This is a genomic window from Pantoea sp. PSNIH1 (genome assembly GCF_007680655.1).
Lineage (GTDB): Bacteria > Pseudomonadota > Gammaproteobacteria > Enterobacterales > Enterobacteriaceae > Pantoea > Pantoea eucrina.
This window is the reverse complement of the sequence record NZ_VEIP01000001.1, coordinates 899,891-926,043: the sequence shown is the minus strand read 5'-3', so window position 1 is coordinate 926,043 and position 26,153 is coordinate 899,891. Positions and strand designations below refer to the sequence as shown.

Below are 26,153 nucleotides of genomic sequence, written 5' to 3'. Positions count from 1 at the left end.
GGTAAAAAAACGGGACGCGCAGCTCTTTTTAAGAATTTCTTTATGCGGGATGAAGCGGTTCTCATTCCGGGATACATTCCTGTTTTAATTTTTACAGCACGCCGCTGCTGGCTACAGGAATAATCTGAATTGGCGCAGAGGAAAAAGTCATACATATTTCCCGCTGCTGTACACATTTATTATTTTTTTATTATCGTTTCTTTGATTATTAAAATGCAGAACAGAGCGGTAAACCGGATGCTATTTTCTCCGGCCAGCAACTTTTATGGCAAAAAGCGCAATAAGGTCTACACTTATTGCTGCCGATGTTCATTGTGCGTCAGGTTATGCAGTTATACATGGCGTTAACCCGGAAAGGTTGCGCATTTATTAGTGGTTTACCCTAAGCGTTTTATCTGCAGCACGCCTCTGAACATCCTGATTTTTACCCTTAAAAGGAGGAGACGTGACATCTGTGGTAAGCGAGACCAATACCCTGCCGTCGTTAAGCGGCGGCCTTTACGCCTTCTTTTTTGACGTTGACGGCACGCTGGCAGCCATTGAAGCACAGCCCGATCAGGTCACCATTCCCGCCCGCGTTCGTCAGCATCTGCAGCAGATCTCTAATCTCAGCCACGGTGCGCTGGCGCTGGTGTCCGGACGACCAATATCCCAGCTGGATAAACTGGCAGCGCCGCTTGAAGCACCGGCGGCGGGCGTGCACGGCGCAGAGCGCCGCGACGCAACCGGTCAGATTCATCGTCATGCGCTGCCGGATATGGTTGCCTCAGCGCTGTATGATGAGCTGGAACAGGCATTCAGCCAGTGGCCAGGGGCAGTGCTGGAGGCAAAAGGCATGGCGTTTGCGCTGCATTTCCGCAATGCCCCTGAGCATGAACAGGCGATTATGCAGCTGGCGGAACAGATCGTTAGCCGCTTCCCTGAGCTTACGCTGCAGCCGGGCAAATGCGTGGTCGAAATTAAACCTCAGGGAATCGATAAAGGTGCGGCCATCAACACCTTTATGCAGGAAGCGCCTTTTGCAGGACGTATTCCGGTGTTTGTGGGTGACGATCTCACCGATGAAAAAGGCTTTCTTGCGGTTAACGCGCTACAAGGCATCTCTGTCAAAGTTGGCGAGGGCCCCAGTGAAGCGCGCTACCGGCTGCCGGACACCAACGCTGTCTGGCAGTGGCTGGAGCAACTATTATTACAATTAGAGCATGACAATATTGGTAAGGAGTTCAGGTTATGAGTCGTTTAGTCGTGGTATCTAACCGTATTGCTATCCCCGACGGAAGCAAAAGCAGCGCAGGCGGCCTGGCCGTGGGTATTCTTGATGCGCTAAAAAACACCGGGGGTTTATGGTTTGGCTGGAACGGAGAGATCAGCGAATATTCGGGTGAAGAGGAAGAGCCGCTGGCAAAACTGGAGCACGACGGGATCACCTACGCTTCATTCCCGCTCAACCAGAACGATTACGATCAATACTACTGCCAGTTCTCTAACACAGTGATCTGGCCCGCTTTCCACTACCGGCTCGATCTGGTGCAATACCAGCGTGAAGCGTGGGAAGGGTACTGCCGGGTAAATACGGCGCTGGCTCATCGTCTCAAACCGCTGATTCAGTCTGACGACGTGCTGTGGATCCATGATTACCATCTGCTGCCGTTTGCCGCCGAGCTGCGCAAGCTGGGCGTGACTAACCGAATCGGTTTCTTTTTACATATTCCTTTCCCGACGCCGGAAATCTTCAATGCGCTGCCGCCGCATCAGGAGCTGCTGGAGATGCTGAGCGATTACGATCTGCTGGGCTTCCAGACCGAATCTGACCGGGTTGCGTTTCTCGACAGCCTCAGTCAGCAGACGCAGCTGCAAAACAAAGGCGAGAAAAAGCATCGGGCTTTCGGCAACACCTTTATGACCGAAGTCTATCCGATCGGTATTGAACCTGACGCGATCAAAGAGATGGCGGAAGGGCCGCTGCCGCCTAAGATGGCTGCGATGAAGCGTGAACTGGGCGATGCCAAAAACATCATCGCCTGTGAGCGCCTCGATTATTCCAAAGGCCTGCCCGAGCGTTTTCTGGCATATGAAGCGCTGCTGGAGAACTTCCCGCAGCATCGCGGTAAAATACGCTACTCGCAGATTGCACCAACTTCACGCGGCGATGTGCAGGCCTACCAGGATATCCGCCACCAGCTGGAGACCGAAGCGGGCCGCATCAACGGTAAATATGGCACGCTGGGGTGGACGCCTCTCTACTATCTCAACCAGCATTTTGATCGCCGTCTGCTGATGAAAATTTTCCGTCTCACCGATGTCGGCCTCGTGACACCTCTGCGTGACGGGATGAATCTGGTTGCGAAAGAGTATGTGGCGGCACAGGATCCGGATGACCCGGGCGTGCTGGTTCTGTCACGCTTTGCCGGTGCAGCGAACGAGCTGACCTCGGCGCTTATTGTGAATCCTTACGATCGTGACGAAGTGGCTGCGGCGCTGGATAAGGCGCTCACCATGTCACGTACGGAACGCATTACCCGCTATAACGATATGATGGCGGTGCTGCGTAAACAGGATATTTCACACTGGCGCGAAACGTTCCTGCACGATCTCAATGCGCTGCCCGCGCGCGGCGACGATCACGGGACGGCAAATAAAGTTGCCACGTTTCAGAAGCTGGCATAACCGGTAGCTGAAAGCGATTATGGGGGAGTGCATTAATGCACTCCCTTTTTTATTGCCGTGCGCCCGCCAAAAAGCGTTATTAAAAAGAGAAACCCGGCTAAGCATATTTGTCATCCCGTTCACTGTTACCGATCGGCTTATCCGCATGCGCTCCGGTAAAAAGCGATGAAACCGAAGCGGCAATACAGAAGAAATCGATTTCATATGTCGTGCCGCTAACCGGTTGATGAGCGAGCAATATGCGGGATCTGGCGCAAAAACAGCCGTGATTTTGTAAGTTTTGTTATCAGAGCTAAAGTTTTCTCTGGTCATGCCGATGATAGTTATACATCAGTGCGTTTTCTGTACCACCCATTCATTTTGCTAATGTAACAGCCAGTTACATCCATACCCGTTTTCTCACCTTTGCTGACGTTGTCTTGACACTTCATTTGTCAGGCGCCATCACGTTTTACATGCTGTTTACGATGGGGGAGTGATGCCACCTGGCAATATTCCCTGTAAGTGATTAATTTAAAACTTATAAAATAAGGGTGTTTCTGGTGTTTTGTGCTGCAACAGAGGTCCGGGGTAGTGGGTTGTGATGAGATAACCGCAACATGGCAACAAAAGGATCGGCATAACGTGACCTGTGTCGACTAAACGGAAATATGAGAAATTCCTTAGGAAATATTAGCGGAAAATTTGAAAATTGAGCAAAAAATAGACAAAACGCAAGCATCCCTGAAGCTTCGGTTAAAAAATTTGCCTTAAAAGTGTGACGCAGATCACACTTTATCTAAAATTCCGGTCCGGTCACGTTGTATGTCGGATTGAGACCATATAGATTTGCGTTGTTTTCAGATTAGTCTTAAAAAACGATAAAAAGACATCAGGGAAGAAGGTTAAGACTCAGGAAAAAATGGCCTGGAATTTTGACTGCTACTACTGAATGTCCCGGTAGGAAATGAAACAATTAAATATATGTTGGCTTATGCCTGATTTTATTTTTTGCCATCTTTAGATTTACCAACCAGCAACCCGAACCATAGAGATTAAATTCTGTGGCCGTATATATGCCGCGTCTATCAGGATGGAAAAAATGGGAACATCAGAATTACTAAAACATATATATGACATCAATCTGTCATATTTACTGCTCGCGCAGCGCTTAATTAACCAGGAAAAACCTTCAGCTATGTTTCGTCTGGGTATTGATGAAGCAATGGCAGATGCACTCGCTCAGTTAACCTTACCTGAAATGGTAAAGCTGGCTGAAACGAATCAGCTGGTATGTCAGTTCCGCTTTACCGATCACAATTTAATTAATCGTCTCACGCAGGAATCACGTGTCGACGATCTGCAGCAAATTCACACCGGGATCCTGTTATCCAGCCGTCTGCTGCGCAGCGTTTCAAAAACTGAAACCAGCACCAAAAAGAGGGCAGTATAATGAGCGATAAAAGTATCGTTCAGGAAGCGCGTGATATTCAGCTGGCTATGGAGCTGATCACGCTGGGTGCCCGTCTGCAGATGCTGGAGAGTGAAACGCAATTAAGTCGTGGTCGCTTAATTAAATTATATAAAGAGCTGCGCGGTGCGCCGCCGCCAAAAGGTATGCTGCCATTCTCTACCGACTGGTTCATGACGTGGGAACAGAATATTCACGCCTCGATGTTCTGTAACGCCTGGCAGTTTTTACTCAAAACCGGCTTAAGCAGCGGCGTGGAGGCTGTTATCCAGGCCTACCGTCTCTACCTTGAGCAGTGTCCGCAATCGGACGAGGGCCCGCTGTTGGCGCTGACGCGCGCCTGGACCCTGGTGCGATTCGTTGAAAGTGGGATGCTGGAACTCTCTGACTGCAAAAGCTGTCACGGCAGCTTTATCAATCATGCACATCAGCCCGCGGGCAGCTTTGTCTGCAGCCTGTGCCAGCCGCCTTCACGTGCCGTAAAAAGACGTAAACTTTCTGCAGATACTGCCGATACCTTTCCACAACTGCTGGATGAACAGGTTAAACGCGCCGTTTAAGTATGTTCGCATTGTGGAAGCCATCCAGCAGCGGGTTACCCCCGCTGCTTTTTTTTGCCTCCGATTTGTGAATATCGCCTGCGGCCCTCTGGCTTAACTTCCACCAACACGTTACGGACGTAAGGATGTTTTTGTGCTGATTATTCTGGGTTATATCGTGGTCCTTGGTTCCGTGCTGGGCGGTTATCTGATGGTCGGCGGCCATTTAGGGGCGCTTTATCAGCCATCTGAACTGCTGATCATTGGCGGGGCAGGTATCGGCGCATTTCTGGTCGGTAATAACGGTAAGTCTATTAAGAAGACGCTTAAGGCGCTGCCGCTGCTGATGCGCGGCTCTAAATATAATAAAGCGGTCTATATGGATTTGATGGCGCTGCTTTATCGGCTGATGGCGAAATCCCGTCAGCAGGGCATGCTGTCGCTGGAACGCGATATTGAAGATCCCTCGCAGAGCGAAATTTTTGCTAATTATCCGCGTATTTTAACCGATAAACAGTTAGTGGATTTTATTACCGACTATTTGCGTCTGATGGTCAGCGGAAACATGAATGCCTTTGAAATTGAAGCGCTGATGGATGAAGAGATCGAGACCTATGAGCATGAGTGCGAAGTACCAGCGCAAAGTTTATCTGCCATCGGCGATGGCTTGCCGGCATTCGGCATTGTTGCAGCGGTAATGGGGGTCGTGCATGCGCTGGCGTCAGCCGATCGTCCGGCGGCAGAGCTGGGCGCGCTAATTGCGCACGCCATGGTGGGCACCTTCCTCGGCATCCTGCTGGCCTACGGCTTTATTTCACCGCTCGCGTCGGTATTGCGTCAGAAGTGCGCCGAGACCACCAAGATGATGCAGTGCGTGAAGGTTACGCTGCTTTCCAGCCTGAACGGGTATGCCCCGCAGATCGCCGTCGAGTTTGGACGTAAAACGCTTTATTCCACAGAGCGTCCTTCGTTTACTGAACTGGAAGAGCACGTGCGCAACGCTAAAAACCCGGCTAAACAGACTTCGGACCAGAGTTCATGAAGCACGACAATCGCCCGATTGTGCTGGTTAAACGGCGCAAACATAAAAAGCATGAAGGCAGCCACGGCTCATGGAAAATTGCCTATGCCGACTTTATGACGGCGATGATGGCGTTCTTTATGGTGATGTGGCTGATCTCAATTGCCAATCCGCAGGAGCTGGTTCAGATCGCCGAGTATTTCAAAACCCCGCTTAAAGTTGCGGTTACGGGCGGACCACGCAGCAGCGACAGCGAGAGCCCGATCCCGGGGGGCGGAGACGATCCGACCCAGCAGAAAGGCGAAGTCAGAAAGCAGGTGGATATGGATGCACAAAAGCGCCAGCTGGATGAGATCCGTCTTAACCGGCTGCGCGAAAAGCTCGATCAGCTGATTGAAGCCGATCCTCGCCTGAAAGCGCTGCGGCCGCATCTGATTATTAACATGGTGGAGGAGGGGCTGCGTATTCAGATTATCGACAGCCAGAACCGCCCGATGTTTAAAACCGGCAGCGCCGAGGTTGAACCCTATATGCGCGATATTCTGCGCGCGGTTGCGCCGCTGCTGAACGATATTCCGAACAAAATCAGCCTCTCTGGTCACACCGATGACTTTCAGTATGCCAGCGGTGAACGCGGCTACAGTAACTGGGAGCTCTCCGCCGATCGGGCAAATGCGTCCCGCCGGGAGCTGGTTATCGGGGGGCTGGACAGCAACAAAATGCTGCGCGTCGTGGGGATGGCCGCCACGATGAAGCTTAAAAACCGTGGCGCTGATGATGCGGTCAACCGCCGTATCAGCCTGCTGGTATTAAATCATGATACTGAAGCCGCCATAGAAAAAGAGAATGCCGAAAGCGATGCCGTTCAGGTCAGCGATCCGGCACATATGATTCCCACTATCACTGCACCAGCCGGACCGGCTGCGTCGGCAGCGACCGCACCGACCGCTTCGGCGGCTCCGGCAGCGCCCGCCGTCACCGCAGCGCCCGCTGCGGGTGCGGTAACACCAGACCAACCCTCACAGCCGAGGTGATCCCGTGAGCATGGACATCAGCGATTTTTACCAGACGTTTTTTGACGAGGCCGATGAGCTGTTAGCGGACATGGAGCAACACCTGTTGGGACTGGATCCCCAGGAGCCCGATGCCGAGCAGTTAAATGCCATTTTTCGTGCCGCTCACTCTATCAAGGGCGGGGCGGGCACGTTTGGCTTTACGGTTTTACAGGAGACAACCCATATCCTGGAGAACATTCTGGATGGTGCGCGCCGCGGCGAAATGCAGCTCAGCACCGACATCATCAACCTGTTTTTGGAAACCAAAGATATTATGCAGGAACAGCTCGATGCGTATAAAACTGCGCAGGAGCCTAATGCGGAGAGCTTTAACTACATCTGCGAGGCGCTGCGTCAACTGGCACTGGAAGCGAAAGGTATTCTGCCTGAAGCGCCTGCTGCTGCGGTAGTCGATATCCCTGCAGCGGCGAAGGCTGCCAGCCGCGGCCTGCGCCTGCAGCTGGTCGATCTTAAAGAGAAAGAGCCAGAGCTGATGCTGGAGGAGCTGAGCAACCTCGGCAGCGTCACCGACGTCGTTAAAGGCACGCATTCGCTGGAAGCCACGATTGAAGGTGTCGATAAAGATGACATCGTTGCGGTGCTCTGCTTTGTCATCGATGAAGCGCAGATCCGCTTCCCGCAGGCAGATGCCGCCGCCCCGCTTGCAGAAGCAGCAGCTGAAACGGTAACCGCGCCGCCGCAGAGCGCGACGGTAACGGATATCACACCGGCAGTAAAACGCGAAAGCAAGCGCGCCGCGGCGCCGGCCAAAGCGAGCGAATCCAGCAGTATTCGCGTAGCGGTGGAGAAAGTGGATCAGCTGATTAACCTGGTCGGCGAGCTGGTCATTACCCAGTCGATGCTGGCGCAGCGTTCCGGTGCGCTGGATCCGGTCGCCCATGGCGATCTTCTCAACAGCATGGGCCAGCTGGAGCGCAACGCGCGCGACCTGCAGGAGTCGGTGATGTCGATTCGTATGATGCCGATGGAGTATGTGTTCAGCCGCTTCCCGCGTCTGGTACGCGACCTCGCGAGCAAGCTCGGTAAAGAAGTTGAGCTGACGCTGCTGGGCAGCTCAACCGAGCTGGATAAGAGCCTGATTGAGCGCATTATCGATCCGTTAACTCACCTGGTGCGCAACAGTCTGGATCACGGTATCGAAACACCGGAAAAACGCCTGGCAACCAATAAAACCGCCACGGGTAATCTGACGCTCTCTGCTGAGCACCAGGGCGGCAATATCTGTATTGAGGTGATCGACGACGGAGCTGGCCTGAATCGCGAGCGCATTCTGGCTAAAGCGCTCTCTTCAGGGCTGCCGGTCAGCGACAGCATGAGTGATGAAGAGGTCGGCATGCTGATCTTCGCTCCCGGCTTCTCTACCGCTGAGCAGGTCACCGATGTCTCCGGACGCGGCGTGGGTATGGACGTGGTGAAACGTAATATCCAGGAGATGGGTGGCCATGTCGAGATTGCGTCAAAACAGGGCAAAGGCACAACCATTCGTATTCTGCTGCCGCTGACGCTGGCAATCCTGGATGGCATGTCGGTACGCGTAGCGGATGAAGTCTTTATCCTGCCGCTGAACGCCGTCATGGAGTCGCTGCAGCCAACGGCAGAAGAGCTGAAGCCGCTGGCTGGCGGAGAGCGCGTGCTGGAAGTGCGCGGCGAATATCTGCCGCTGGTTGAGCTGTGGAACGTCTTTGATGTGCAGAATGCCAAAACCGATGCGACGCAGGGGATCGTGGTTATTCTGCAGAGTGCGGGCCGCCGCTATGCGCTGCTGGTCGATCAGTTAATCGGTCAGCATCAGGTGGTGGTGAAAAACCTGGAGAGTAACTACCGCAAAGTGCCGGGTATCTCTGCTGCCACCATTCTGGGGGATGGCAGCGTAGCGCTGATTGTGGACGTCTCCGCACTGCAGTCGCTGAACCGTGAAAAGCGTGTGGCCGGTGCCGCAGCATAACTGATAAATAAAGGGCAAAAAAATGACTGACATGGCAACCGTGACCAAAATCGCTGGCGAAACCGTCGGCCAGGAGTTTCTGGTATTCACCCTGGGTGATGAAGAGTACGGCATCGATATTCTTAAAGTACAGGAGATCCGCGGCTACGATCAGGTCACGCGCATCGCCAATACGCCGGAATTTATCAAAGGGGTGACCAACCTGCGCGGCGTCATCGTGCCAATTATCGACCTGCGCGTGAAGTTTTCGCAGCCGGACGTCGAGTACAACGATAACACCGTGGTGATTGTGCTCAATCTGGAGCATCGCGTGGTCGGCATTGTGGTGGATGGCGTTTCCGATGTGCTGTCGCTGACGCATGAGCAGATCCGGCCGGCACCGGAGTTCGCCGTGACGATGTCTACCGAGTATCTGACCGGACTCGGCGCGCTGGGCGAGCGCATGCTGATTCTGGTCGACATTGAAAAGCTGCTCAGCAGCGAAGAGATGGCGCTGATGGATACGCTGCGCAGCGTATAAACCTTACCGCCGGGCCGCCTCAGAGCGGCCCGTTTTCTTTACCACTATCCTGTTTCGATGGACCCCACTATGTTTACCCGAATTCGTGTTGTCACCAGCCTGCTGGTGGTACTGGTACTTTTTGCTGCCCTGCAGCTGACGTCCGGATCGCTGTTTATCCGGGCACTGCATCATGACAAAACCAGTTTTTCTGCCTCACAGCTCTCTGCGCAGAACCTTGCGGCGATCACCGATGCTTATATGAGCCTTAACCAGAGCCGGGTGGTGTTGACGCGTATGCTGCTGCGCATCACTACCGGCAAACTGGAGGGGAAAGAGGCTGATGTCAGCGAACTTTACTTACAGAGTCAGGATTTTCAGCAGCGAGCTGCGGACAACTTTACTCTGTTCCGTAATCTGCCCGATACGCCGGGGCTGGATAAACAGCTTAATCAGCAGCTGGAGCAGAGCTACAGCGCTTACAGCCAGGCGCTGGCTGCGATGCAGGCCGCGCTGCAAAATAAAGATATGGTGCAGGCCTATAAAGCGCCGGTAGCGCCCAGCCAGAGCGCCTTTTACGCTGATTACACGCGCTGGCGGGCCGACCAGAACCGTCTTACGCAGGCTGGCGCAGAAGAAAACAGCGCGGCCTATGCCCGTATGCTCTGGCTGATTGGTGCCGTGATGACCGTTGTGATTGCTGTCGGGGTGCTGTGCTGGTTCGGGCTGCGCCGGATACTTATTCAGCCGCTTAATCAGAGCATCCAGCATATCCGGCATATTGCGCAGGGCGATCTTACCCAGCCGATTACCATCACCGGGCGCAATGAGATGAGCCAGCTGGCTACCAGCCTGCATGAGATGCAGCAGGCGCTGACGCGCACGGTCAGCGACGTGCGTGACGGCGCGGATGCGATCTTTACCGGGGCGAGTGAGATCTCCGCCGGTAATAACGATCTTTCGGCGCGCACCGAGCAGCAGGCTGCATCACTGGAGCAGACGGCGGCCAGCATGGAGCAGCTGACGGCCACGGTGAAGCAGAATGCTGAAAATGCCCGTCAGGCGTCGCAGCTGGCGCTGACCGCCTCAGGCACGGCGCAGAAAGGTGGCACGGTTGTCGAGGGCGTGGTCTCGACAATGAAAGATATTGCCGGCAGCTCAAAGAAAATCGCTGATATTATCAGCGTTATCGACGGCATTGCATTTCAAACCAATATTCTGGCGCTTAACGCTGCGGTGGAAGCCGCCCGCGCTGGCGAGCAGGGGCGCGGCTTTGCCGTTGTAGCCGGTGAGGTGCGCAGTCTGGCGCAGCGCAGCGCTCAGGCGGCCAAAGAGATCAAAGGGCTGATTGAAGATTCAGTCCGGCGCGTTAACAGTGGTTCCGTGCTGGTAGAGAGCGCCGGTGAGACCATGGGTGAGATAGTCAGTGCGGTGACGCGCGTCACCGATATCATGGGCGAAATCGCTTCAGCGTCTGACGAGCAGAGCCGGGGTATCGATCAGGTGGGTCACGCGGTCACTGAAATGGACCGGGTTACCCAGCAAAACGCGGCGCTGGTTGAAGAGTCGGCCTCAGCTGCTGCTTCGCTGGAGGCGCAGGCCAGCCGCCTCAGCCAGTCGGTGGCGCTGTTCCGCATTACGCGAGGCGCTGCGCAGGCGACTGGCGTACGCCATCCGCAGATTGCCCCGCCTGCGGTTGCGGTCGCTGCTGCACCGCGCCGTGCGGCCACGACCGCAGGCGCAGAGAGCCACTGGGAAACTTTCTGAGTGTCGTTATGCCCGCCGTCATCCGTGACGGCGGGCAGTTTTTTTAGTTATTAATCAGGCTCAAAAGCTTCAATAGGGCCGGACTGGCGCAAAGAAGCGTAAACCGCCTCAATTAATCGCGGCTGGCGTCGATAACAGGGTGTCAAAATTCTTCCTGGAGACACCATGTTAAAACGTATCAACGTCGTTACCAGTCTGATCGCCGTGCTGCTGATTTTTGGCGCGCTGCAGCTGCTCTCGGGCGGCCTGTTCTGGTCAGCGCTGAACAAAGATAAAGAGGCGTTTGCCGTCGCACAGACCTCTACCAATAATGTTGCCGCCATGTCTGATGCGTGGATTGAGCTTAATCAGACCCGCACCGTGCTCAACCGCGCCATGCTGCGTATGCAGGGCAGTATGGCAGCGCAAACCAACGGCGGACAGCTCAATGCGCTGATTGCCCAGACGCAAAAGCAGCTGAGCGTGGCCGCAGAGCACTACCAGCGTTACTACAACCTTCCTTCCACACCGGGCCTGCCGGAAGCCTTAACCGAACGGCTGGAGTCTGACTACAACGCGTTTAACGACGGCCTGAAAGCGATGCTCGATCGCCTGAAAGCCAACGATCTGCAGGGTATGTTTGCGCAGAATATTGAGGCGCGCCAGGTCAAAATGAAAGCGACCTATGAAGAGTGGCGTACTGCCCAGGCGGAACTCGCGGCGAAAGGCGTCGTCCAGAACCAGCGCGCCTTTACCACCATGATGTGGCTGCTGGCCGCGGTGATGGTCGTGGTGATCGCGGTGATTGCAGGTTGCTGGTTTGGCCTGCGGGTGGTGCTGATCCGTCCGCTGCACGCGCTGCTGGGGCATATCCGACATATCGCATCCGGCGACCTGACCCAGCCGATTCAGGTGGAAGGACGCAATGAGATGAGCCAGCTGGCGGCCAGCCTGCATGAGATGCAGCAGTCGCTGGTGCGTACCGTCAGCGATGTGCGCGACGGCTCCGATGCGATTTTCACCGGTGCCAGCGAAATCTCTGCCGGCAACAATGACCTTTCCGCCCGCACCGAAGAGCAGGCGGCCTCGCTGGAACAGACGGCTGCCAGCATGGAACAGCTGACCGCTACGGTAAAACAGAACGCTGAAAATGCCCGTCAGGCGTCGCAGCTGGCGCTGAGCGCTTCTGATACTGCCCGTAAAGGCGGTGACGTGGTGGAAGGTGTTGTGCGCACCATGAGTGATATTGCCGGTAGTTCAAAGAAGATTGCCGATATTATCAGCGTTATCGACGGCATTGCGTTCCAGACGAATATTCTGGCGCTCAACGCTGCCGTTGAAGCGGCACGCGCCGGTGAGCAGGGCCGCGGCTTTGCTGTTGTGGCGGGTGAGGTGCGCAGTCTGGCACAGCGCAGCGCTCAGGCGGCGAAAGAGATCAAAGGGCTGATCGAAGAGTCGGTTACGCGGGTTAACGCCGGTTCGCAGCTGGTCGGTACCGCCGGTGACACCATGAGCGATATTGTCGGTGCCGTCACGCGCGTCACCGATATCATGGGCGAGATCGCCTCGGCGTCAGATGAACAGAGTCGCGGTATTGATCAGGTGGGTCACGCGGTCACTGAGATGGATCGCGTGACGCAGCAGAACGCCGCTCTGGTCGAGGAGTCCGCCGCCGCCGCCGCATCACTGGAAGCGCAGGCGAGCAGGCTGAGTCAGTCGGTTGCCGTGTTTCATATTCCGCGTACTGCAGCGCCGGCCGCTCAGCGTCTGACAGAGAGCAGAAAACCGCAGCCGCTGCGCAGCCCGGCGCGCAAAGCCGCTACCGCCGCCCCGGCCAGCGATACGAACTGGGAAACGTTTTAAGGGATTTTACCAGGTCGGCATGAATGCCGACCCTGCATGCTTATACACTGCGCATTCACGGCTAATCAGACACCGGCATGAATGCCAGCCCGTTAATCCCGCAGGGAGCGCATTAATGCGCTCCTGGCCCGGTCTGCCTTACTGCCACCTCTGCACCCAATGCATAAACTGCGCGCCGCGTGCATAAAGATCCCCTCATCCACGCCGATAACTACAGCGATCCGCCAACCAATGAGGTGTTTATGTTTAGTCGTATTCGTGTTGTTTCCGGCCTGCTCTGCGTGCTGGCGCTGTTTGCGCTGCTGCAGCTCTTTTCCGGTGGGATGTTCTTCTCAACGGTAAAAGCTGATAAAGATAATTTTGCCTATAACCAGCGCCTCAGTACCCTGCAGCGCGCCATGGGCACCTCCTGGGTATCGCTGGTGCAGGCGCGTAATACGCTAAACCGCGCCGGTATTCGCTATTTACAGGATAGCCAGATGGCAGGATCGGGGGCCACGGTGAAAGAGCTGGTTGCGCTCGCCAATGAGGAGCTGCAAACCGCCGATGCGGGCTTTGCCGATTTTAATGCCAGCCTTTCGGAGCAGGGCAAAAGCGCTGCGAACGTGCTGGCGCTGCAGGCCAACTATAAAGCCTACCGCGATGCGCTGGCTGAGCTGGTGGTTTTCCTCGGCTCAGGCAACTTCAAAGGGTTTGTCGATCAGCCTACGCAGAGTCTGCAGGACAAATTTGAAAAGGATTACAACGCCTGGCTCACTACTAATTTGGGCCTGGCGCAGCAGGGCGTTGACGCCAATGAGAGCGCATATCGTCACGCCATTATGCTGGTGCTGGGCACCCTGCTGGTGACGCTGCTGGTGATTATGCTGGTCTGGAGCGGAATGCGCTCAGCGCTGATCCGGCCGCTGAAGCAGAGCATTGAACATATCCGCCACATTGCGCGGGGCGATCTGACCCAGAGTATTGACGTCAGCGTACGTAACGAAGTGGGCGATCTGCTCAGTTCGCTGGCAGAGATGCAGCAGGAGCTGGCGCGCACGGTGCGTACCGTACGCGATGGATCTGACGCTATCTATACCGGCGCGAGTGAAATCGCGATGGGCAATAACGACCTCTCTTCCCGTACCGAACAGCAGGCAGCTTCGCTGGAGCAGACGGCTGCCAGCATGGAGCAGCTTACCGCCACGGTGAAACTGAATGCAGAAAATGCACGTCAGGCCTCGCAGCTGGCGCTTAACGCCTCAGAGACCGCGCAGCAGGGCGGCAAAGTGGTCGATGGCGTGGTGAGCACCATGAAAGATATCGCCGGCAGCTCGAAGAAAATTGCGGACATCACCAGCGTTATTGACGGTATCGCATTCCAGACCAATATCCTGGCGCTGAACGCTGCCGTAGAAGCGGCACGCGCCGGTGAACAGGGACGCGGGTTTGCGGTGGTTGCAGGTGAAGTGCGCAGTCTGGCACAACGCAGCGCTCAGGCGGCGAAAGAGATCAAAGCGCTGATTGAAGACTCTGTCAGCCGCGTTAACACCGGCTCGGTGCTGGTCGAAAGCGCAGGTGAAACCATGAGTGAGATCGTCAGCGCCGTAACGCGAGTGACCGATATCATGGGTGAAATCGCCTCCGCCTCCGATGAGCAGAGCAAAGGTATCGACCAGGTGGGCGTGGCCGTGACGGAAATGGACCGGGTAACACAGCAAAACGCCGCGCTGGTTGAAGAGTCTGCGACGGCCGCTGCCGCTCTGGAAGAGCAGGCCAGCCGCCTGAAACAATCCGTTGCCGTGTTCAATATTGGTAAAGAATTTGTCGCGCAGGCCGTTAACGTATCTACAGCGTTAAAAAAGGTATCGCCGGTTGCGCAAAAAGCGCTGGCACCCGCTACTGGCGCACGCGGCGCTGATGATAACTGGGAAACCTTTTAATGCAGCCGGGCCGCTTTGGGCGGCCCGCTTACCCGGTAAGTACCGGCAGCAGCGTAGCAATCAGAGAACTATCACTTAACAGTTTGTTGCCGGATGGCCCGAGATGAAGAAATCGACGTTCCTCGATCAAAATGAGCCGACCACGCTGCTTGCGCAGATGGTACAGCGTCTGCCGCTTTCCGATACGCACTTTCGCCGTATCAGCCAGCTGATCTATCAGCGCGCGGGTATTGTCCTGGCCGATCATAAGCGTGAGATGGTCTACAACCGCCTGGTTCGCCGGCTGCGGACGCTGAATATCGACGATTTCGGCCGCTATCTGGCGCTGCTTGAACAGGATCCAAACAGCGCAGAGTGGCAGGCGTTTATCAATGCGCTGACCACTAACCTGACCTCGTTTTTTCGCGAAGCGCATCATTTCCCGATCCTGGCAGAACACGCCCGGAAACGCAGCGGCAGCTACAGCGTCTGGAGTACGGCCGCGTCAACCGGCGAAGAGCCCTATTCCATTGCGATGACGCTGGCTGAAACGCTGGGCACCGGACCTGGCAAATTTCAGGTTCACGCCAGCGACATCGACACGCAGGTGCTGGAGAAAGCGGTAGCGGGCGTCTATCGCCAGGAGGAGCTGCGCACGCTGTCGCAATCGCAGCTGCAGCGTTTCTTTCTGCGCGGCACCGGCCCGCATGAAGGCATGGTGCGCGTCCGCCCTGAGCTGGCAGGTATGGTGCACTACTCGCAGCTTAATCTGCTGGCTAATGAGTGGGCGCTGCCTGGCCCGTTTGACGCTATTTTTTGCCGCAACGTAATGATCTACTTCGATAAAGAGACTCAGGAAAAAATCCTGCGCCGTTTTGTTCCGCTGCTGAAGCCGGGCGGAGTGCTGTTTGCCGGGCATTCAGAAAACTTCAGCCAGATCAGCAAAGAGTTCTGGCTGCGCGGGCAGACCGTGTATGGGCTGACTAAGGAAAGACGATGAGCAAAATCACCGTGATGTGCGTGGATGACTCGGCGCTGATGCGCCAGCTGATGACGGAGATCATCAACAGCCATCCCGATATGGAGATGGTTGCGACGGCACCGGACCCGCTGGTAGCGCGGGATTTAATCAAACAGTACAACCCGCAGGTGCTGACGCTGGATGTTGAGATGCCGCGTATGGATGGCCTCGACTTTCTGGAAAAACTGATGCGTCTGCGGCCGATGCCGGTGGTGATGGTCTCCTCTCTCACCGGTAAGGGTTCGGAAGTCACGCTGCGCGCGCTGGAGCTGGGCGCGGTGGATTTTGTCACGAAACCGCAGCTGGGGATCCGCGAGGGCATGCTGGCTTACAGCCAGATGATCGCCGACAAAATTCGCGGCGCGGCGCGGGCGAAGCTGCATACACGCACCGTGTCGCCGGCGCCGGTCACGCTGAAAGCGGGTCCGCTGCTCAGCAGTGAAAAGCTGATTGCGATCGGCTCGTCCACCGGCGGTACGGAAGCGATCCGCCATGTACTGCAGCCGCTGCCGGCGACCAGTCCGGCGCTGCTGATCACGCAGCATATGCCGCCGGGATTTACCCGCTCGTTTGCCGAGCGGCTGAACAAGCTCTGCCAGATCACCGTGAAAGAGGCGGAGGATGGCGAACGTATTCTGCCGGGTCACGCCTATATCGCGCCAGGCGCAATGCATATGGAGCTGGGGCGTAGCGGAGCGAACTACGTTGTAAAACTTAATGATGGCCCGCCGGTTAACCGGCACAAACCCTCTGTGGATGTGCTGTTTCGCTCGGTGGCCGTCAATGCAGGACGAAATGCAGTGGGCGTCATTCTGACCGGGATGGGAAATGACGGCGCGGCCGGGATGCTGGAAATGCATCGCGCAGGCGCCTGGACCATCGCGCAGGATGAAGCCAGCTGTGTGGTATTTGGCATGCCGCGCGAAGCAATAGCGATGGGCGGCACCAGTGAAGTGGTCGATCTGGGCCACATCAGCCAGCATATGCTGGCAAAAATTAGCGCCGGACAGGCATTGCGAATTTAACGAGCCCGTCCTGCCGGACGAGACAACACAGGAGTAGATATGGCTGATAAAAATATGCGCTTTTTGGTAGTGGACGACTTTAACACCATGCGTCGCATCGTCCGCAACCTGCTGAAAGAGCTGGGTTTCAATAACGTTGAAGAAGCCGAGGATGGCGTTGATGCGCTGAATAAACTGCGCGCAGGCGGCTTCGACTTCGTGGTCTCTGACTGGAACATGCCAAACATGGATGGCCTGCAGCTGCTGCAGACCATTCGCGCCGACGCCACGCTGAGCAAGCTGCCGGTGCTGATGGTGACGGCAGAAGCGAAGAAAGAGAACATTATTGCTGCCGCTCAGGCTGGCGCCAGCGGCTACGTAGTAAAACCTTTCACCGCCGCCACGCTGGAAGAGAAGCTGGGTAAAATATTCGAAAAACTGGGCATGTAAGGAGATGTGATGAGCGACCTTCCGAAATCAACTGAAGAAGCCTCGGCACACGACATTATTGTCCGAATTGGCTCGCTGACGCGTATGCTGCGCGACAGCCTGCGTGAACTCGGGCTGGATCAGGCGATTGCCGAAGCCGCAGAAGCGATCCCGGATGCCCGCGATCGTCTGGATTATGTAGTACAGATGACGGCGCAGGCAGCAGAACGTGCGCTGAACAGCGTGGAAGCGTCACAGCCGCATCAGGATAAGATGGAAGCGGGCGCCACGCAGTTAAAAGGGCGCTGGGATGCGTGGTTTGAAAACCCGATTGAGCTTGCTGATGCGCGCGAGTTGGTTTCGGATACGCGTGAGTTTCTCGCTGAGGTGCCGCAGCATACGTCATTCACCAACAAGCAGCTGCTGGATATTATGATGGCGCAGGATTTTCAGGACCTCACGGGTCAGGTGATCAAGCGCATGATGGATGTCATCCAGGAAATTGAACGGCAGCTGCTGATGGTGCTGCTGGAGAACATGCCAGAGGCAAACGCGGCGGCGCGCAAAGAGGCCACCAGCCTGCTGAACGGCCCGCAGATCCACGCTAATGCCCCTGGCGTGGTCTCCAGTCAGGATCAGGTTGATGATCTGCTGGACAGCTTAGGTTTTTAACCGCAGCGCAGAGACAGGCACCCGGTCTGTCTCTGCACTGCTCTGCCATACGCCCGCACCGCTTTCCGTAAATCCTCCTAAATTGCCTGCAGAATCAGCAGAGTGTGATAAGGTTAGATCTGCCGTTTTGTGATCGCCGTCTACTTTATTACCGAAACGATAGCTGATTTTATGTTGCCACTGCTTATCCGCACACTTCTGCCATTCTGCCTGACTGGCGTAGCGCTGCCTGCGCTGGCGCTGACGACCGCTACCCGCGTGGCTGACGCGCCCTTTACCGATCCCGCTCACTTCCGGCAAATGGCCGACGACCTGCCGGCGCTGGGCTATAACGCTGATAGCGACGTCTTAAGTAAAAAACTGGCGACCATCGCAAAGAGCATCGGCGAAGCGAGCCAGAACGGTGACAGTGAGACGTCGCTCGGGCAGCAGGCGGGGATCTGGGCGTTTAATCACTTTCGCGATGAGGTGGCCACCCGGGTGGCGGATGAAGGCCAGCTGCTGCTGTCGCCTTACGGTCAGGCGCAGATCGATCTTAATGTCGACATGGAAGGTAACTTCAGCGGCAGCGGGGCGTCGCTGCTGACGCCGTGGGCCGATCGCTATAACTATCTGACCTTCAGCGAGCTGGGCGTGCATCAGACGGATGACGGGCTGATTGGTAATGCTGGCCTGGGTCAGCGCTGGGTGGCGGGCAACTGGCTGCTTGGTTATAACGGATTTGTTGATCGTATGTTCGACAGCGGGCTGCAGCGGGCATCAGTGGGTACGGAGGCCTGGTCTGACTTTTTGCGCTTTTCAGCCAACTACTACACGCCGCTCTCAGGCTGGCGCAACCGCAATCCGTTTCAGCAGCAGCGGCTGGCGCGCGGTTATGACGTTACCACGCGCGGCTATCTGCCGTTTTATCGTCAGCTGGGCGTCTCCGTTAGCTGGCAGCAGTATCTGGGCAACAATGTCGATCTGTTCAACTCCGGCAACACGTATCACAACCCCTCTGCGCTGACGCTGGGCCTCTCCTATACGCCAGTGCCGCTGGTCACCGTTTCCGCCAGCCACAAAACCAGCAGCGAAGGGGAGAGTCAGGATCAGCTCGGGCTGCACCTTAACTACCGGTTCGGCGTGGCGCTCAGCCAGCAGCTCAGCCCGGATAACGTTGCAGCCACCCGTTCGCTGCGCGGCAGCCGCTACGATACGGTGACGCGCAGCTCGACGCCGGTTCTGGCTTTTCGCCAGCGAAAAACCTTCTCTGTTTTTCTCGCTACGCCGCCGTGGCAGTTGAATCCTGGTGAGAGTCTGTCGCTGAAAGTGCAGATCCGCAGCGCGAATCCGGTACGTAAAGTAAGCTGGCAGGGCGACACGCAGGCGCTGAGCCTGACGCCGGGGACCCGGCCTGACGATCCGCAGGGCTGGAGTATTATTATGCCCGCCTGGGACACGTCGCCAGGCGCAACGAATCACTATCGTCTGTCGGTAACGGTTGAAGACAGCAAACAGCAGCGGGTGACGTCAAACTGGATCGATCTTCAGCTGCAGCCGCCGGTGGCACTGGCGCCACAAAACCAGGACAGCTTCGATATCATGGCGCCCTGATCGCCCCCGTGCGCGAAGGCGCTTTTTCGCACCACGATGGCGCGTGCTGCGCTGCCAGCGCGCGCCATCTGCCCTGTTATGGCGAAATATTTGCTGTGCGATCACAAAAGCAACATTTCCTTCCATAAATGCATAAATCCGCTAAATAATTTGCTGTCTTAGCGGCGGCGCAACCGTAATATTCACTTTTTATGCAAAATAAGTGAATAGCAGCCTGCCTTAACCCATTGAAATTTCGTCGCTGACTCCCTTTTATGCATTATTCCCTCTGGCTGGCACGCTTGCTGCACCTTATAGTCGGGCTGCTGATTACGCACTCTTAACAATTTTAAAACAATAGCTTCACCCGGGGTGAGGCAGGAGATCCGGCTATGTCACTGCAGATTACACGTCACGATTTTGATCAATGGATGATGCCGGTCTATGCACCCGCAACCTTTATACCGGTACGGGCTGAAGGATCGCGGTTGTGGGATCAACAGGGCAAAGAGTATATCGATTTTGCTGGCGGGATCGCAGTGAATGCGCTGGGTCATGCACACCCGGCGCTGCAGCAGGCGCTGACAGAGCAGGCGGCAAAGCTGTGGCATACCGGCAATGGCTATACCAACGAGCCGGTATTGCGGCTGGCAAAACAGCTGATTGATGCCACCTTTGCCGACCGCGTTTTCTTCTGCAACTCCGGCGCTGAGGCGAACGAAGCTGCGCTTAAGCTGGCGCGCAAAGTGGCACACGACCGTTTCGGCGATCAAAAAAGCGGCATTGTGGCGTTCACTAACGCTTTTCATGGCCGCACCCTGTTTACGGTGTCGGCTGGCGGCCAGCCCGCCTATTCGCGCGACTTTGCGCCGCTGCCGCCGGCCATTCAGCATGCGCAGTTTAATCACCTGGAATCGGCCGCCGCGCTGATTAACGACAACACCTGCGCCGTGATTGTTGAACCGATTCAGGGCGAGGGCGGCGTCTTACCTGCCGATGCAGCCTTCCTGCGCGGCCTGCGGGAGCTGTGCGACCGCCATCAGGCGCTGCTGATTTTTGATGAAGTGCAAAGCGGTGTGGGACGCACCGGATCGCTTTACGCCTATATGCACTATGGCGTTACGCCGGATGTGCTGAGTACCGCAAAAGCGCTGGGCGGCGGCTTTCCGATTGGTGCCATGCTGACGCGTGAGGATCTGGCGCAGGTAATGGGGGTGGGCACCCACGGTACCACTTATGGCGGTAACCCGCTGGCAGGCGCGGTAGCGGGTAAAGTACTGGAGCTGGTCAACCAGCCCGCTTTCCTCGCTGGCGTGACCGAGCGGCATCAGTGGTTTGTTGATCGGCTTCAGGCGATTAACCAGCGGCTGCCGGTGTTTAAAACTATTCGCGGCCTCGGGCTGCTGATTGGCGCCGTACTCAACGACGATTTCGCCGGAAAAGCCAAACAGTTCAACCTGACGGCCGCCGAAGAGGGCGTCATGGTCCTGATTGCCGGTGCCAGCGTCGTGCGCTTTGCGCCCGCGCTAAACATCAGCCAGGAGGAGGTGCAGCAGGGGCTGGCGCGTTTTGAGCGCGCCTGTGAACGTATTCTCAGAGGAGCCACATCATGATGGTGATCCGCCCGGTTGAACATGATGACCTGGCGCAGCTGCTTCTGCTGGCGGGTAAAACCGGCGGCGGCCTTACCTCGCTGCCGGAAGACAGCGCCACGCTGCAGGCGCGTATTGAGCGTTCACTGCTGACCTGGCAGGGGGCGCTGCCGCGCGCTGAACAGGGTTACGTCTTTGTGCTGGCCAGCAGTGACGATAACCGGGCCGTGGGGATCTGCGCGATTGAAGTGGCGGTCGGGTTGCAGGAGCCGTGGTACAACTTCCGGGTTGGCACGCAGGTACACGCCTCCAGAGAGCTGAACGTGTATGCCAGCCTGCCAGTGCTGTCGCTCAGCAACGATCACACCGGCAGCAGCGAACTCTGTACGCTATTTCTCGATCCCGACTACCGTGACGGCAGAAACGGCTATTTACTCTCTAAATCACGCTTTCTTTTTATGGCGAACTTCCGCGATCGCTTTATGCGCAACGTGGTGGCAGAGATGCGCGGCGTCAGCGATGACAGCGGTCATTCCCCTTTCTGGGAGAGCGTGGGCAGCCATTTCTTCTCTATGCCGTTTCGCCAGGCTGATTTTCTCAGCGGTACCGGTCAGAAAGCGTTTATCGCAGAGCTGATGCCGAAACATCCGCTCTATATTCACTATCTCAGCGAGGCAGCGCAGCGCGTCATTGGTGAAGTACACCCGAAAACGGCGCCGGCGCGCGCGGTGCTGGAAGCGGAAGGTTTTCGCTATCAGAACTATGTCGACATCTTTGATGGCGGACCGACGCTGGAGTGTGAAATTGATCGTATCCGGGCCATTCGCAAAAGTACGCTGCTGCCAGCAGGCGCCGGTGACGCGCAGGCGCACTGGCCGCTCTGCCTGGTCGCTAACAGCAACTATCAGCAGTTTCGCGCCACGCTACTGCCGGTGGATATCGCCGCCGGTCACGTCTGCCTCAGTGAGAGCCAGCGTCAGGCGCTGCGCTGTGAATATGGTGATGCGCTACGGGTTGTAACACTCTGCCGTGAGGAGAAACAGGCATGACGCACTTTATTAATAATCAGTGGCTGCGCGGCGACGGTGACCTCTTCACAAAAGCCGATCCGGTCTCAGGCGAACAGCTGTGGCAGGGCAACGCCGCCTCTGCGGCTCAGGTCAGCGCCGCCTGTGCGGCAGCCCGCGCAGCGTTCCCGCACTGGGCGCGCCTGCCGTTCACGGCACGTCAGGCAGGGATTGAAACCTTTGCCGCGCTGCTGGAGCAGCATAAGGTGGAGCTGGCGGAGATCATCTCACAGGAAACCGGCAAGCCGCGCTGGGAGACGCTGACGGAAGTGCAGGCGATGATCAATAAAATTGCCATTTCAGTGAAAGCGTATCACGCCCGTACCGGCGAACAGCAGTCGGGTGAAAGCGCACTGCGCCATCGTCCGCACGGTGTACTGGCGGTATTCGGGCCCTATAATTTTCCGGGGCATCTGCCAAATGGCCACATTGTGCCCGCGCTACTGGCAGGAAACTGCGTGGTGTTTAAGCCGAGCGAGCTGACGCCGCTGACCGCGGAACGCACCGTGCAGCTCTGGCAGCAGGCAGCGCTCCCGGCGGGGGTCATCAATATGGTGCAGGGCGGACGGGAAAGCGGCCAGGCGCTGGCACAGGCAGAGCAGATTGATGGCGTCCTGTTTACCGGCAGCGCGGCTACCGGGTATCACCTGCACCGGCAGTTTGCCGGCCAGCCGGAGAAGATGCTCGCGCTGGAGATGGGTGGCAATAATGCGCTGATTGTGGAAGATCCGGCGGATATTGATGGCGCCGTACATATCGTCATCCAGTCAGCTTTTATTTCTGCCGGGCAGCGCTGCACCTGCGCACGTCGCCTGCTGGTAAAACGTGGCGCGGCGGGGGACGCGTTTCTGCAGCGGCTGGTGGCCGTCAGCGCCCGGCTGCAGCCCGCAGCGTGGAATGCTGAGCCACAGCCATTTATGGGCAGCGTCATTTCGCCTGCGGCGGCCGGACAGATCTATCAGGCGTGGCAGCAGCGCGTGGCGCTGGGCGGTGAAGTGCTGCTGAATATGCAGTGGCCGGATCGCCAGCGCGCACTTATTACGCCAGGCATTATCGATATGACCCATGTAAGTGCGCTGCCGGATGAGGAGGTGTTCGGACCGCTGCTGCAAATCATCCGTTATGACGACTACAGCGAGGCGATTACGCTGGCTAACGCCACGCGCTATGGCCTCTCATGCGGTCTGATCTCACCGCAGCGGGCGCAGTTTGATCAGCTGCTGCTGGAGGCGCGCGCCGGTATCGTCAACTGGAACAAGCCGCTGACCGGTGCGGCCAGCACCGCGCCGTTTGGCGGCATTGGCGCCTCCGGCAACCACCGCGCCAGCGCCTGGTACGCTGCGGATTACTGCGCCTGGCCGATGGCAACCCTGGAGAGCAGCAGTCTGGCCCTGCCCGATACGCTCTCGCCGGGTCTCGATTTCTCTGCTCAGGGAGCGCGCCATGAACGCAGCTGAAGTCAATTTTGATGGACTGGTTGGCCTGACGCACCACTACGCGGGCCTCTCATTTGGTAATGAGGCGTCAACCCGCAATCAGCTGCAGCCCTCTAATCCCAGACTGGCGGTGCTGCAGGGACTACGCAAAATGAAAGCGCTGGCCGATCTCGGCTATCTGCAGGGCGTGATCCCGCCGCACGAGCGACCTAATTTGCCGCTGCTGCGCCAGCTCGGTTTTTACGGCAGTGACGCGCAGGTGCTGGCGCGCGCTGCGCAGCAGGCGCCGCAGCTGCTCTCAGCCGCCAGTTCAGCCTCGGCGATGTGGGTTGCCAACGCGGCCACCGTATCGCCCTCGGCAGACAGCGGTGACGGACGCGTTCATTTTACCGTTGCCAATCTGAATAATAAGTTTCACCGGTCCATTGAAGCACCGGAAACGGCTGATCTGCTGCGGGCGATCTTCCGCGACCCGCAGCGTTTCTGCGTGCATGACGCGCTGCCTCAGGTGGCGCTGTTTGGTGACGAAGGGGCCGCGAATCATAATCGCTTCGGAGCGCGCTACGGCGACGCCGGCCTGCAGCTGTTCGTCTATGGGCGCGAAGGGCAGCACGCCGGCATCACGCCGGAACGCTATCCGGCGCGCCAGACGATGGAAGCGAGCAGAGCGGTCGCGCGTCTGCATCAGCTTGACGAGGCGCGCACGCTCTTCGTGCAGCAGAACCCGGCGGTGATCGATCAGGGCGTTTTCCATAACGACGTGATTGCCGTCAGTAATCAGCAGGTGCTGTTCTGTCACGAAGAGGCTTTCGTCAATCAGCCTGCATTGCTGGAGCAGCTGGCAGAGCGGGTGCCGGGGTTTACCGCCATCGTGGTGCCGCGCGCGCGCGTATCCGTCAGCGACGCGGTGGCGACCTATCTCTTCAACAGTCAGCTGCTGCAGCACCCCGATGGCGGTATGCGGCTGATACTGCCCGAAGAGGCACGGCAGCATCCGGGCGTCTGGGCTTATCTGACGGAGCTGGCAGAGAGCGGCGGACCAATTCGGGAGCTCACGGTATTCGATCTGCGTGAAAGCATGTGCAACGGCGGCGGGCCAGCCTGCCTGCGCCTGCGGGTCGTGTTGACGGCAGAAGAGCAGCGGGCGGTCAACCCGGCGGTAATGATGAACGAGCAGCTGTTTACGCAGCTCAGCCAGTGGGCAGAACGCCACTATCGCGACTATCTCACGCAGGCGGATTTAGCCGATCCGGCGCTGCTGCAGGAGGGGCGTGACGCTCTGGATGCGCTGACGCAGCTGCTGAAGCTGGGCAGCGTCTACGCCTTTCAGCGCTGAGGCTGAGGCAGGATTAAGGAGAAAATATGCGCAGTTTTTTACAGCAGACGCTGGCGGGCACGCCGCCTGCCGTCACGCAGGGCGAGACAGCTTATCTGCGCTGGCAGTGGCAGGCGGAAGGGATCCTCTCGCTGACGCCGCTGACGCACTGCGACCGGGCGCTGGTGCTGTCAGCCGGGATCCACGGCAATGAAACCGCGCCGGTGGAGATAGTGGAGCAGCTGCTGGCGCCGCTGCTTAGCGGAGAAAAACCGCTGGCGGTGCGGCTGCTGGTGATACTGGGTAATCCGGCGGCGCTGCGCAGCGGCCGTCGCTATCAGCAGTACGATCTCAACCGGCTGTTTGGTGGCCGCTGGCAGCGGGTCAGTGAAACCAGTGAGGCACAGCGCGCCCTGCAGCTGGAACAGGTGATGGAGCGCTTCTGGCGCAGCTGCCACAGGCAGACGTCGCGCTGGCATCTTGATCTGCATACCGCTATTCGTGGCTCTTATTATCCACGCTTTGCCGTTATGCCCGCGAACGCGCGACCGTGGCCGGATACGTTTATGCAGTGGCTGGCCGCAGCTGAGCTGGAGGCGCTGGTTTTTCATCGTGCGCCGGGCGGCACCTTCACCCACTATAGTTGTGAGCATCATCATGCGGCGAGTTCGACGCTGGAACTGGGTAAGGCGCTGCCGTTTGGTGAAAATGATCTCACGCAGTTCAGGGCAGTGCAGCGGGCACTCGCTGCGCTGCTGGAGGGCAAAACGTGGCCGCAGCCGCATACGCAGCCGCGGCGCTATCACGTTTCACAACAAATCACCCGTCAGGGAGAGGGATTTACGCTGCATATGAGCGCGGACACGCTGAATTTCACCGCGTTTCCCCAGGGCACGCTGCTGGCAGAAGAGGGCGACACGCGCTATTACGTACAGCAGGCGCGGGAATATGTACTGTTTCCCAATCCGCAGGTGGCGCCGGGATTACGCGCCGGGCTGATGCTGACGGAAGAGAACGCACAGATGCCGGCGCAATAAACGGCCGCAGCATGGCTGACGCCTGATGGCGTCAGCCATGCTGATAGCGATCGCTTAACATTTTGCTTTCCCGGCGCGGGCAAACTCATTACACTCCTCCTTAATTCCTGCCATTTTCCCGCTATTGTCATACTTTTTTGCATTTTCTCACGTAATTCTTCGCAATCTCTCCACGATCGCACGATATCTATCTTCTATGCTTTCAGGGCTTTACTCAGGTTCTGAGTAGTTGACGTTCAGCGTCGTATGCTTGTTTCCGAAGACGCGACACAGGCTGTCGTCATATAACTGACAAGAAAGG

Annotated in this window: 21 protein-coding genes; all 21 read left to right on the top strand. The window is 57.1% G+C overall.

Going from position 1 to position 26,153, the window contains the following annotated elements; translation table 11 throughout:
* The first annotated feature begins 445 nt into the window (after positions 1-445).
* The 21 genes from otsB (at position 446) to astE (ending at position 25,852) form a co-directional block, all read left to right on the top strand.
* A complete protein-coding gene (otsB, locus tag FS690_RS04275; RefSeq protein WP_145339115.1) occupies positions 446-1,234 on the top strand; it encodes a trehalose-phosphatase in 789 nt (262 codons plus the stop codon).
* Positions 1,231-2,667, top strand: coding sequence for an alpha,alpha-trehalose-phosphate synthase (otsA, locus tag FS690_RS04270; protein WP_108569269.1), 1,437 nt, complete (start codon positions 1,231-1,233; stop codon positions 2,665-2,667). Before otsB ends, otsA begins: the two co-directional genes overlap by 4 nt.
* A 1,081-nt stretch (positions 2,668-3,748) precedes the next feature.
* Positions 3,749-4,099 (top strand): flagellar transcriptional regulator FlhD, encoded by a 351-nt coding sequence (gene flhD / locus FS690_RS04265; protein ID WP_065649518.1) that lies wholly within the window; start codon positions 3,749-3,751, stop codon positions 4,097-4,099.
* Complete coding sequence (flhC, locus tag FS690_RS04260) at positions 4,099-4,677, top strand: flagellar transcriptional regulator FlhC (protein ID WP_071668763.1); 579 nt, start codon at positions 4,099-4,101, stop codon at positions 4,675-4,677. The genes flhD and flhC overlap by 1 nt, the downstream gene beginning before the upstream one ends.
* A gap of 133 nt (positions 4,678-4,810) precedes the next feature.
* On the top strand, positions 4,811-5,698 hold the full coding sequence (gene motA / locus FS690_RS04255; protein ID WP_039383995.1) for a flagellar motor stator protein MotA: 888 nt from the start codon (positions 4,811-4,813) through the stop codon (positions 5,696-5,698).
* Positions 5,695-6,711 (top strand): flagellar motor protein MotB, encoded by a 1,017-nt coding sequence (gene motB / locus FS690_RS04250; protein WP_039383998.1) that lies wholly within the window; start codon positions 5,695-5,697, stop codon positions 6,709-6,711. Before motA ends, motB begins: the two co-directional genes overlap by 4 nt.
* A gap of 10 nt (positions 6,712-6,721) precedes the next feature.
* Entirely contained in the window at positions 6,722-8,698 is a 1,977-nt protein-coding gene (cheA, locus tag FS690_RS04245) for a chemotaxis protein CheA (RefSeq protein WP_186368976.1), read from the top strand.
* A gap of 22 nt (positions 8,699-8,720) precedes the next feature.
* Positions 8,721-9,218 carry a chemotaxis protein CheW gene (gene cheW, locus FS690_RS04240; protein ID WP_039384003.1) on the top strand — a complete coding sequence of 166 codons (498 nt, stop codon included), beginning with the start codon at positions 8,721-8,723 and terminating at the stop codon, positions 9,216-9,218.
* Between the two features lie 69 nt (positions 9,219-9,287).
* The gene (locus FS690_RS04235) at positions 9,288-10,964 is read left to right on the top strand and encodes a methyl-accepting chemotaxis protein (RefSeq protein ID WP_108569270.1); all 1,677 of its coding nucleotides are present in this window, start codon (positions 9,288-9,290) and stop codon (positions 10,962-10,964) included.
* 165 nt (positions 10,965-11,129) lie between these two features.
* Complete coding sequence (locus FS690_RS04230) at positions 11,130-12,806, top strand: methyl-accepting chemotaxis protein (protein WP_108569271.1); 1,677 nt, start codon at positions 11,130-11,132, stop codon at positions 12,804-12,806.
* Positions 12,807-13,048: 242 nt separating this feature from the next.
* Positions 13,049-14,728: a methyl-accepting chemotaxis protein gene (locus tag FS690_RS04225; RefSeq protein ID WP_039385812.1), complete on the top strand. Its 1,680-nt coding sequence runs from the start codon at positions 13,049-13,051 to the stop codon at positions 14,726-14,728.
* A 103-nt stretch (positions 14,729-14,831) separates the two neighbouring features.
* Positions 14,832-15,707: a protein-glutamate O-methyltransferase CheR gene (gene cheR / locus FS690_RS04220; RefSeq protein ID WP_039384010.1), complete on the top strand. Its 876-nt coding sequence runs from the start codon at positions 14,832-14,834 to the stop codon at positions 15,705-15,707.
* A complete protein-coding gene (locus tag FS690_RS04215; RefSeq protein ID WP_039384011.1) occupies positions 15,704-16,753 on the top strand; it encodes a chemotaxis response regulator protein-glutamate methylesterase in 1,050 nt (349 codons plus the stop codon). The genes cheR and FS690_RS04215 overlap by 4 nt, the downstream gene beginning before the upstream one ends.
* A 39-nt stretch (positions 16,754-16,792) precedes the next feature.
* Positions 16,793-17,182 carry a chemotaxis response regulator CheY gene (gene cheY, locus FS690_RS04210; RefSeq protein ID WP_039384013.1) on the top strand — a complete coding sequence of 130 codons (390 nt, stop codon included), beginning with the start codon at positions 16,793-16,795 and terminating at the stop codon, positions 17,180-17,182.
* Positions 17,183-17,191: 9 nt separating this feature from the next.
* Positions 17,192-17,833, top strand: coding sequence for a protein phosphatase CheZ (cheZ, locus tag FS690_RS04205; RefSeq protein WP_039384014.1), 642 nt, complete (start codon positions 17,192-17,194; stop codon positions 17,831-17,833).
* A gap of 171 nt (positions 17,834-18,004) precedes the next feature.
* Complete coding sequence (locus FS690_RS04200) at positions 18,005-19,426, top strand: YchO/YchP family invasin (protein WP_052246516.1); 1,422 nt, start codon at positions 18,005-18,007, stop codon at positions 19,424-19,426.
* 371 nt (positions 19,427-19,797) lie between these two features.
* On the top strand, positions 19,798-21,018 hold the full coding sequence (locus tag FS690_RS04195; RefSeq protein WP_145339114.1) for an aspartate aminotransferase family protein: 1,221 nt from the start codon (positions 19,798-19,800) through the stop codon (positions 21,016-21,018).
* Entirely contained in the window at positions 21,015-22,046 is a 1,032-nt protein-coding gene (astA, locus tag FS690_RS04190) for an arginine N-succinyltransferase (RefSeq protein WP_145339113.1), read from the top strand. The genes FS690_RS04195 and astA overlap by 4 nt, the downstream gene beginning before the upstream one ends.
* Positions 22,043-23,521 (top strand): succinylglutamate-semialdehyde dehydrogenase, encoded by a 1,479-nt coding sequence (gene astD, locus FS690_RS04185; RefSeq protein ID WP_108569272.1) that lies wholly within the window; start codon positions 22,043-22,045, stop codon positions 23,519-23,521. Before astA ends, astD begins: the two co-directional genes overlap by 4 nt.
* On the top strand, positions 23,508-24,836 hold the full coding sequence (gene astB / locus FS690_RS04180) for an N-succinylarginine dihydrolase (protein ID WP_145339112.1): 1,329 nt from the start codon (positions 23,508-23,510) through the stop codon (positions 24,834-24,836). The genes astD and astB overlap by 14 nt, the downstream gene beginning before the upstream one ends.
* Positions 24,837-24,862: 26 nt before the next feature.
* On the top strand, positions 24,863-25,852 hold the full coding sequence (gene astE, locus FS690_RS04175) for a succinylglutamate desuccinylase (protein WP_145339111.1): 990 nt from the start codon (positions 24,863-24,865) through the stop codon (positions 25,850-25,852).
* The last annotated feature ends 301 nt before the right edge of the window (positions 25,853-26,153 follow it).